The organism is Enterovirga sp. (genome assembly GCF_028290205.1).
GTDB lineage: Bacteria > Pseudomonadota > Alphaproteobacteria > Rhizobiales > Beijerinckiaceae > Enterovirga.
Genome location: NZ_JAQGKF010000044.1, coordinates 1 through 8,435, shown reverse-complemented (window position 1 = coordinate 8,435; position 8,435 = coordinate 1). Strand labels below are relative to the sequence as shown.

Sequence of the window (8,435 nt, the reverse complement as noted above, 5' to 3'; positions counted from 1 at the left end):
TCCCGATGGACCTCGCGCTGAGGGTCGAGAGCCGGTACTTCGCCAAGATCCTTCGGTCGCCGGAGGCGGCCGCGATGATCCGCACCCTGTTCCTGTCCAAGGGCGAGCTCGAAAAGGGCGCCCGGCGCCCGGCCTCCGTGCCGCCCACCGGGCTGAAGACCGTCGGCATCGTGGGCGCCGGCTTCATGGGCGCCGGTGTGGCCTATGTCACCGCGCAGGCGGGGCTCGCCGTGATCCTGGTCGACCGCGACCAGGAGGCGGCCGACAAGGGCAAGAGCTACTCGCACAAGCTCATCACGGACCAGATCAACAAGGGTCGGGCCAAATCGGCCGACCGCGACGCGCTGCTCGGCCGCATCACGGCCACGGCCGATTACGGCGCGCTCGCCGCATGCGATCTCGTCATCGAGGCCGTCTTCGAGGACCCCAAGGTCAAGGACGAGGTGATCCGCAAGGTCGAGGCGGCCATCCGCCCGGATTGCATCTTCGCCTCCAACACCTCCACCCTGCCGATCTCCGGCCTCGCAAAGAGCTCCGGCCGGCCCGACCAGTTCATCGGCATCCATTTCTTCTCGCCTGTCGAGAAGATGCTGCTGGTCGAGATCATCATGGGGCAGGGCACCGGCGACCGCGCGCTCGCAACCGCGCTCGACTATGTGCGGGCCATCCGCAAGACGCCCATCGTGGTCAATGACAGCCGCGGCTTCTTCGCCAACCGCTGCGTCACGGCCTATCTGCTGGAAGGCCACCTCATGCTGGGCGAGGGCGTGCCCCCGGCCATGATCGAGAACGTGGCCCGCATGGCCGGGATGCCGGTCGGGCCGCTGTCGCTCAACGACGAGGTCGGGGTCGACCTCGCCCTGAAGGTGCTCAAGGCCACCAAGGCGCAGGTCGGCCCGGAGGCCATTGACGCGGGGCAGGAGCAGTTGCTGACCGCGATGGTGGAGCGGCAGGGCCGGCTCGGCCGCAAGAACGGCAAGGGCTTCTACGACTACCCCGAGAAGGGGCAGGGCTCGAAGCGGCTGTGGCCGGGGCTGTCCGACCTCCAGCCGACGCGGCTCGCGCCCGACGCGGTCGACATCGCCGAGCTGAAGCACCGCTTCCTGGTCGTGCAGGCGCTGGAAGCCGCCCGCACGTTCGAGGAGGGCGTGGTGACGGACCCGCGCGAGGCGGATGTCGGCTCCATTCTGGGCTTCGGCTTCGCGCCGTTCACGGGCGGAGCGCTGTCCTACATCGACCGCATGGGGGCGAGGCGGTTTGTCGAGATCGCGCGCGCACTCGCGGCCCGCCACGGCGCCCGCTTCGCGCCGCCGCCCGGCCTCGTCGAGATGGCGGAACGGGGCGGCAGCTTCTACGGCGGCGAGGCGCGGCAGCTTCGGGCGGCCTGATCCGGGCCGCCGGACGGGAGCCTATTCGGCCGCGATGCGGCTCGCCCGGACCTGACCCAGAAAGGCCCGCAGTGCGGCCGGCTTCACGGGCTTGTTCAGAACCGCGATGCCGTCGCGGCGGGCCTGTTCGGCGAGGTCGGGTGAGCGGTCGGCCGTGACCAACAGGGCCGGCAGGTCCGGCCGGAGCCGCTGGCGCAGGGCCGCGATGACCTGGGCCCCATCGCTCTCGTCGAGGTGGAAGTCGGCGATCACGACCTCCGGCGCCGAGCTGGCCGTTTCGATGACCTGCAGCGCGTCCTCCAGCGACGCGGCGGTCAGGACCTCGCAGCCCCAGCCCGACAGCAGCGTCCGCATGCCGTCCCGCACGGCCGGCTCGTTGTCCACCGCCAGCACCGTGAGGCCGGCGAGCGGCGAGGCCGCGACGGTGCGCTGCGGCGACGGCTGAATGATCACCGCGGGCCGGGTCACCGGGAGGACGAGGGAGAACACCGAGCCGCGTCCCGGCTCGGAGCTGAGACGGATCTCGGCGTCGAGTGCGCGCGCGATGCGCTCGACGATCGACAGGCCGAGGCCGAGGCCCCGGGCCACCTTGGCCCCGTTGGGGAGGCGGCGGAACTCCAAAAATACCTCCGCCTGCTGGCCGGGCGGAATGCCGAGGCCCGTATCCAGCACCTCGAGCCGAACCGTCCCGCCCTGCCGCCGCACCCCGACCAGCACCCGCCCGGTGACGGTGTATTTGAGGCCGTTCGAGACGAGGTTCTGGAGAAGGCGACGGAGCAGCTTGCGGTCCGACCGGACCGAGAGGGAGGTCTTCACGAAGCGAAGCTCGACCCGCTTCTCGCGCGCCACCGGTTCGAATTCGCGGGCGAGCTGCCGGAACATGTCGTCGAGCGCGCAGGCGGAGAACTGAGGCGTGAGCGCCCCGGAATCGAGCCGCGAGATGTCGAGCAGGGTGGTCAGGATCTCTTCCACCGCATCGAGCGAGGCGTCGATATGGCCGGCGAGCGTGGCGTCGGCGGTGTCGGGCAGGCGCTCGATCAGCGAGCTCGCATAGAGGCGGGCCGCGTTCAGCGGCTGCAGGATGTCGTGGCTCGCGGCGGCCAGGAACCGGGTCTTGGAGGCGTTGGCCTCGTCGGCTTCCCGCTTGGCGCGGGTGAGTTCCTCGTTCAGCCGGGTCAGCTCCTCCGTGCGCTCCAGCACGCGGCGCTCCAAGGTCTCGTGCTCGCGCTCGCGCGCCTCCTCCTCGGCCGCGGCCGCCGTCACGTCCGTGTAGATCGCGATGAAGCCGCCGCCCGGAAGGTGGTTGGACCGGATGGAGATGACGCGGTTTGAGGCGAGCCGGACGCGGTTCGGCCCCTCATCATGCATCATGGCGTGCATGCGCAGGGCCACGAGGTCGTCCACGGTGCCGGGTCCATAGGCGCCGTGGATGGCGTTCATGCGCAGGATTTCCTCCAGACCCACGCCGATCCGGATCAGGTCGGGCGGAAAGCCGTAGAGATCGACGAAGGCCTGGTTCCAGCAGAGCAGCCGCAGGTCCTTGTCGAACACCGTGATGCCCTGCTGCGAATGGTCCAGCGCGTGCTGCAGCAGATCGCGGTTGTGCTGCATGGCCGCCGAGGCCTCGTCCAGCAGCCTGAGCGCGGCCTTGGTGGAGAGGTTGCGGCGGCGCAGCACAAAGGACAGCGCGAGGCGGGACGATCCCGCCCCGATGGCCGAGGCGAGGAGGTGCTCGGCATAGCGCAGGAGGTGGATATCCGCCTCCTGGCGGCCTTCCAGCCGGATGCCGCGGGAGCGCGCATAGCCGGCAAAAGAGCGCTGGGTCCGGTCGTGGCCGAGAAAGCGGCCGACGGCCTCCTTCAGGTCCTCCACGGACACGCTGGCCCGGAACAGGCGGAGGGAGGGCGAGATCGGCATGGCGGTCTCGCCCACGAAGGCCGCCGCCTGGATGCGCTCCAGCGCCCCGGCCGGCCGCAGCAGGGACACCGCCACATAGGCCGACAGATTGAGGCCGAGGCTCCACAGCACCCCGTGCGTGAGCCGGGGCAAGTCTGTCCCGAACAGGGCGACCGGGTTGAGGGTGGACAGCCCGAAAGGACCGTCGACCAGGGCGCCGTCCCAGCTCGTGCCGTTCACCAGGACCGGCAGGAGGAGGGTGTAGCCCCAGGTCGCGAACCCGACCACGAGGGAGGCGATGGCCCCGGCTTCGGTGCCGCGGCGCCAGAACAGGCCGCCGAAGAAAGTCGGCGCGATCTGGGCCACGGCCGCGAAGGAGAGCAGGCCGATCGAGGCGAGCTCGTACTCCCCCGCCACCCGGTAATAGGCGTAGCCGAGCAGCGTCACGACCACGATGGAGATGCGGCGCACCACCAGCACGAACACGCCGAGCCCGCCGAGTTCGCCGCCGGCCGAGCCGTCCGTCGACGCGAAGGCCCGCCGCCGCAGCACCAGCGGCAGGACGAGGTGGTTGGACACCATGATCGAGACCGCGACCGTGTCGATGATGACCATGGCCGTCGCGGCCGAGAGGCCGCCCACAAAGGTGACGAGCGCGACGAAATCCGCTCCGGCCTGGAGCGGCAGGGCGAGCACCGTCATGTCCCGGTCGACATGCGGCGGCAGCAGGTGGGTGCCGGCGAGCGCCAGCGGCAGGACGAACAGATTGATCAGGATGAGGTAGAGCGGGAACAGCCACGCCGCGCGCTTCACGTCCTCGACGGAGCGGTTCTCGACCACCGTCATGTGGAATTGCCGCGGCAGCAGCACCGCCATGCAGGCCGAGAGCAGGATGAGCGTGAGATAGCTCGTCGCCCCCGAGGTCGGCCCCAGCAGCTCGTGCATCGGGCCCGAGTCCCGCATCCTGTTGGCCATGTCCGAGAAGCCGTCGAACAGGCCGTAGACCACGAAGATCCCGACCAGGAGGAAGGCCATCAGCTTGATCAGGGATTCCACCGCGATCGCGAGGACGAGGCCGTTCTGGTGTTCCGTGGCGTCGGCGTGGCGCGTCCCGAAGGCGACTGCAAACCCGGCCAGCACGAGCGAGATCAGGAGGGCGAGGTCGCCGAACCCGATCACGTCGAAGCTGATCTGCGAGCCGTCCGCGGCCAGGAACACGGACAGCGAGGAGGAGACCGCCTTCAGCTGCAGGGCGATGTAGGGAATGGAGCCGACCAGCGCGATGATGCAGACCAGCGCCGCCACGCTCTCGCTCTTGCCGTAGCGGGCGGCCACGAAATCGGCGATCGAGGTGATGTTCTGCGCCTTGGCGATCCGCACGATGCGGATCACCAGCGGATAGCCGAACCCGATCAGCAGGATCGGCCCGATATAGATGGCCAGGAAGTCGAGTCCGGACCGCGTCGCGAGCCCGACCGAGCCGTAGAACGTCCAGGACGTGCAATAGACCGCGAGGGCGAGCGCGTAGATCGTGCCACGGTAGCGCCGCCGCATGATCCGGTGCCCGGCGTAATCCCCCCAATGGGCGATGGCGAACAGCAGGCACAGATAGACAAGCGCCGTCAGGACGACGCCCCAGCTCGCCAGGTTCGAGGGCAGCGGCGTGCTTGTCACGCCGACCTGTGTATCGCGTCCGCCGCTAGGGCGCCAAGCCGGCATGGGCCGGCGCGGCATGGGCCGGGCCGGCTTGACCCGCCCACGGCCAGGTCGGAGGTTCCGCGGCTCTGGCCCGGGCAGGAGGACACATGCTCAAGGAATTCAAGACCTTCGCCCTGCGGGGCAACGTGGTCGATCTCGCCGTCGGCGTGATCATCGGGGCCGCGTTCGGCAAGATCGTCGAATCGGTGGTCGGGGACGTGTTCATGCCGGTGATCGGGGCGGTCACGGGCGGACTGGATTTCTCGAACTACTACGTTCCGCTGTCCTCGACCGTGCAGGCGGGCCTGCCCTATGCGGAGGCCAAGAAGGCCGGGGCCGTCCTGGGCTACGGCAGCTTCGTCACGGTGGCGATCAATTTCCTGATCGTGGCCTTCGTGCTGTTTCTGGTGATCCGGGCCATGAACCGCCTCGCCGCGAAGCCGGCCGAGACCCCGAAGGAGGTGCCGGCCGACGTGCAGCTCCTGGCCGAGATCCGGGACATCCTGGCCCGGGAGGAGGGTGGGGCGCGGGCGCCGGCCGGGCCCGGTTCGGTGCCCCGCTGATCACCGCGACGCATCGGTTCCATCACCGGCTTTGAGCGGACCGCGCCGGCTCCGTCTGCTAGCTACGGCGGATTCAGCCCGGAAGGCGGGCCGTGAGGAACGTTGCATGACCGCGTGGCCGCAGATCAGGCCGGAAGCCGCCGATGCGCCCGCGAGCGGCATCGTCGACCTGATGAGCTACGCCCGCGGGCGGGAGGGTCTGATCCCGCTCTATGTGGGGGAGGGTGACATGCCGACCCCTGCCTTCATCGTGGCGGCGGCGGAGCGCGCGCTGCGGGCCGGCGAGACCTTCTACACCTACCAGAGCGGCATTCCGGAACTCAGGACGGCCATCGCCGGCTATCTCGGCCGCGTCTATGGCGGCAGCACCGACCCCGAGCGCATCTTCGTGACGGTGGGCGGGATGCACGCCTTCCAGATCGCCGTCCGGATGGCGGCCGGAAACGGCGACGAGGTCCTGATCCCGACCCCGTCCTGGCCGAATTTCGACGGAGCCGTCACGGTGGCCGGGGCGGTGCCGGTCTCCGTGCCGATGCGGTCCGACGCCGCCGGCTGGCACCTCGATCTCGAGGATCTCGCCGCGCAGGTCACGCCGCGCACCCGCGCGGTCGTGATCAATTCGCCGGCCAACCCGACCGGCTGGACGGCCCGCCGCGAGGAACTCGCCGCCATCCTCGGCCTCGCGCGCCGGCACGGCCTCTGGGTCATCGCGGACGAGATCTACGGCCGCTTCGTGCTGGACGGTCCAGAGGGCGCCCGCGCGCCTTCGTTCCGGGACGTAATGCAGGACGGCGACCGCGTCATGTTCGTCCAGACCTTCTCCAAGAACTGGGCCATGACCGGGTGGCGCGTCGGCTGGCTCGAGGCGCCGGCCGAACTCCGGCCGGTGATCGAGAACCTCGTCCAGTACTCGACCTCGGGCGTGCCGGGCTTCCTGCAGCGGGCCGCCGTGACAGCCATCGAGGACGGCGAGGAGCTGGCACTGGACCAGATCCGGCGCGCCCGGCTCGGCTGCGCCATCGTATGCGAGGGGCTGCGGGCCACGAACGTCGTCGACCTCCCGGCTCCGCCGGGCGCCTTCTACGCCTTCTTTCGCCTCGAGGGCCGGTCCGATACGGGCCGCGTGGTGCGCGAGATCGTCGACCGGGCCGCGGTTGGTCTTGCGCCCGGCTCCGCCTTCGGCACGGGCGGCGAGGCGCATGTGCGGCTCTGCTTCCTGCGCGACCCGGCTCAACTGCGCGAGGCGGTGTCACGTCTCCAGCGAGTCCTGCCGGATCTTGCGGCGGGGCGGGAAGGCTGAGGCGGCGATCTTGGGAGTAGCCCCGGCACCCCGCCGCGAACCCGGCTGAATCTATCCGGGTTCAGTCGCAGCGCGATTCTGCCTCCCGCCATGGTTTAATGTCCGTTGCTTCGGCAGAGCGCGCCGTTGCTGAAAAGCGACTGCATCGAGGCAAACGTCGCACCTCGGCTGCTTTCGATTGACAGCATAGGGCGCCCTCCTGATTCCTGGTCGGCATGGTGGCGTCCGCGAAAACTTGGGCAGGAATGCTGGGCCGGCTGGCCTTCGGAGCCGGGCTCGCCCTGACGCTCGCGGCGGCGCCGGCCGCGGCCCAGCCCTCGGGCTTCGGGGCCGCCGTCGCCCCGGTGGTCGATCCCGCCTACGACGCGCTCTTCGCGGCGGTGCTTCGAGACCCGTCCAACCTCGACCTGTCCTTCCGCTTCGCCGAGGCGGCGACGCGCCGGGGCGATTACGAGGCCGCGATCGGCGCCCTCGAGCGGATCGTCTTCTACAATCCCGACCTGCCGCGGGTGAAGCTCGAACTGGGCGTGCTGTATTTCCGGCTCGGCTCCTACGAGATGGCCCGGAGCTACTTCCAGGGCGCAGTTTCGGGGGGCGACGCGCCGGTCGAGGTGCAGAGCCGGGTCGCGGGCTTCCTGTCGGAGATCGACCGCCGCACCAACGTGCAGCAGCTCAGCGTCTACGCGCAGGTCGGCTACCGCCACCAGACCAACGCCAATGCCGGGCCGATGAGCCAGCTCGTCCGGGCCTTCGGGCAGGACGCCATTCTGGGCCGCCAGTTCCTGAACAAGCCGGACTGGAACGCCTTCGGGCTCGCGGCCGTGCGGCACGTCTACGATTTCGAGAACCAGCGCGGTGACGTGTGGGAAACCAACGTCGCGGCCTACGCGTCGGGCCAGTTCCGCTTCAGCCTGCTCAATATCGGTCTCGTGGAGGTCCAGACCGGGCCGCGGCTGGCGCTGGCGCCCGACATCCTGCCCGGCGTCTCCGTGCGGCCCTACGGGCTCGTCAATGGCGTCACGCTCGGCGACCAGCGCTATCTGGCGACGACCGGCGGTGGCGTGTCCATGTCGATCCCGCTCGCGAGCTGGCTCGTCGTCGAGCCGTTCGTGGAGGGCCGCTCGCGCCGCTTCGAGCGCTCGGCCGAATACCCGATCGCCAACCAGCAGACCGGCTCCCTGTGGGCCTCAGGGCTGTTCATGCAGGGGGCGCTGGGCAGCATGCTGGGGGCGGATCTCCGCTGGCAGGTGCGGGGCGCTTTCATCCGCAACGATGCCCGCAGCCGCTTCGATTACAATTCCTATGACTCCTTCGCCGTGGATGTCGGTCTGCCGATCGAATTCGCCGGGCCCTGGGGCTCGCGCCGTTGGGCGCTCGTGCCGACGGCCGGCTACGCGCATTACGATTACGACACGGCCAACGCCTTCATCGACCCGCTCGTCCGCCGGCGGGATCACGAGTATCGGGTCGGCGCGCTGCTCGACGTGCCGATCTACGACTTCGCCGGCTTCGCCGTGCAGGTGCAATATTCCGAGATCAATTCGCGCCTGCGCAATTACGACACCCGCAACCTGAGCGTCGCCTTCGGGC

The 8,435-nt window shown here is 69.7% G+C and carries 5 protein-coding genes; 4 read left to right on the top strand and 1 reads right to left on the bottom strand.

All coding sequences use genetic code 11. The annotated features are described in order from the left end of the window. Positions 1–1,388: FAD-dependent oxidoreductase (locus tag JWR86_RS03110; RefSeq protein ID WP_299560580.1), on the top strand; the 1,388-nt coding region annotated here is incomplete at its 5' end. Positions 1,389–1,409: 21 nt separating this feature from the next. On the opposite strand, the gene JWR86_RS03105 is transcribed toward JWR86_RS03110, so the two are convergent. Next, positions 1,410–4,958: a NahK/ErcS family hybrid sensor histidine kinase/response regulator gene (locus JWR86_RS03105; protein WP_299560577.1), complete on the bottom strand. Its 3,549-nt coding sequence runs from the start codon at positions 4,956–4,958 to the stop codon at positions 1,410–1,412. A 131-nt stretch (positions 4,959–5,089) separates the two neighbouring features. On the opposite strand from JWR86_RS03105, the gene mscL reads away from it, so the two are divergent. From mscL to JWR86_RS03090, 3 genes are all read left to right on the top strand, one after another. Continuing rightward, positions 5,090–5,545: a large conductance mechanosensitive channel protein MscL gene (gene mscL / locus JWR86_RS03100; protein ID WP_299560575.1), complete on the top strand. Its 456-nt coding sequence runs from the start codon at positions 5,090–5,092 to the stop codon at positions 5,543–5,545. A 106-nt stretch (positions 5,546–5,651) separates the two neighbouring features. After that, complete coding sequence (locus JWR86_RS03095) at positions 5,652–6,845, top strand: pyridoxal phosphate-dependent aminotransferase (protein ID WP_299560573.1); 1,194 nt, start codon at positions 5,652–5,654, stop codon at positions 6,843–6,845. A 245-nt stretch (positions 6,846–7,090) separates the two neighbouring features. Continuing rightward, positions 7,091–8,435, top strand: a 1,345-nt coding sequence (locus tag JWR86_RS03090) for a tetratricopeptide repeat protein (protein WP_299560571.1), incomplete at its 3' end; no start/stop codon positions are given.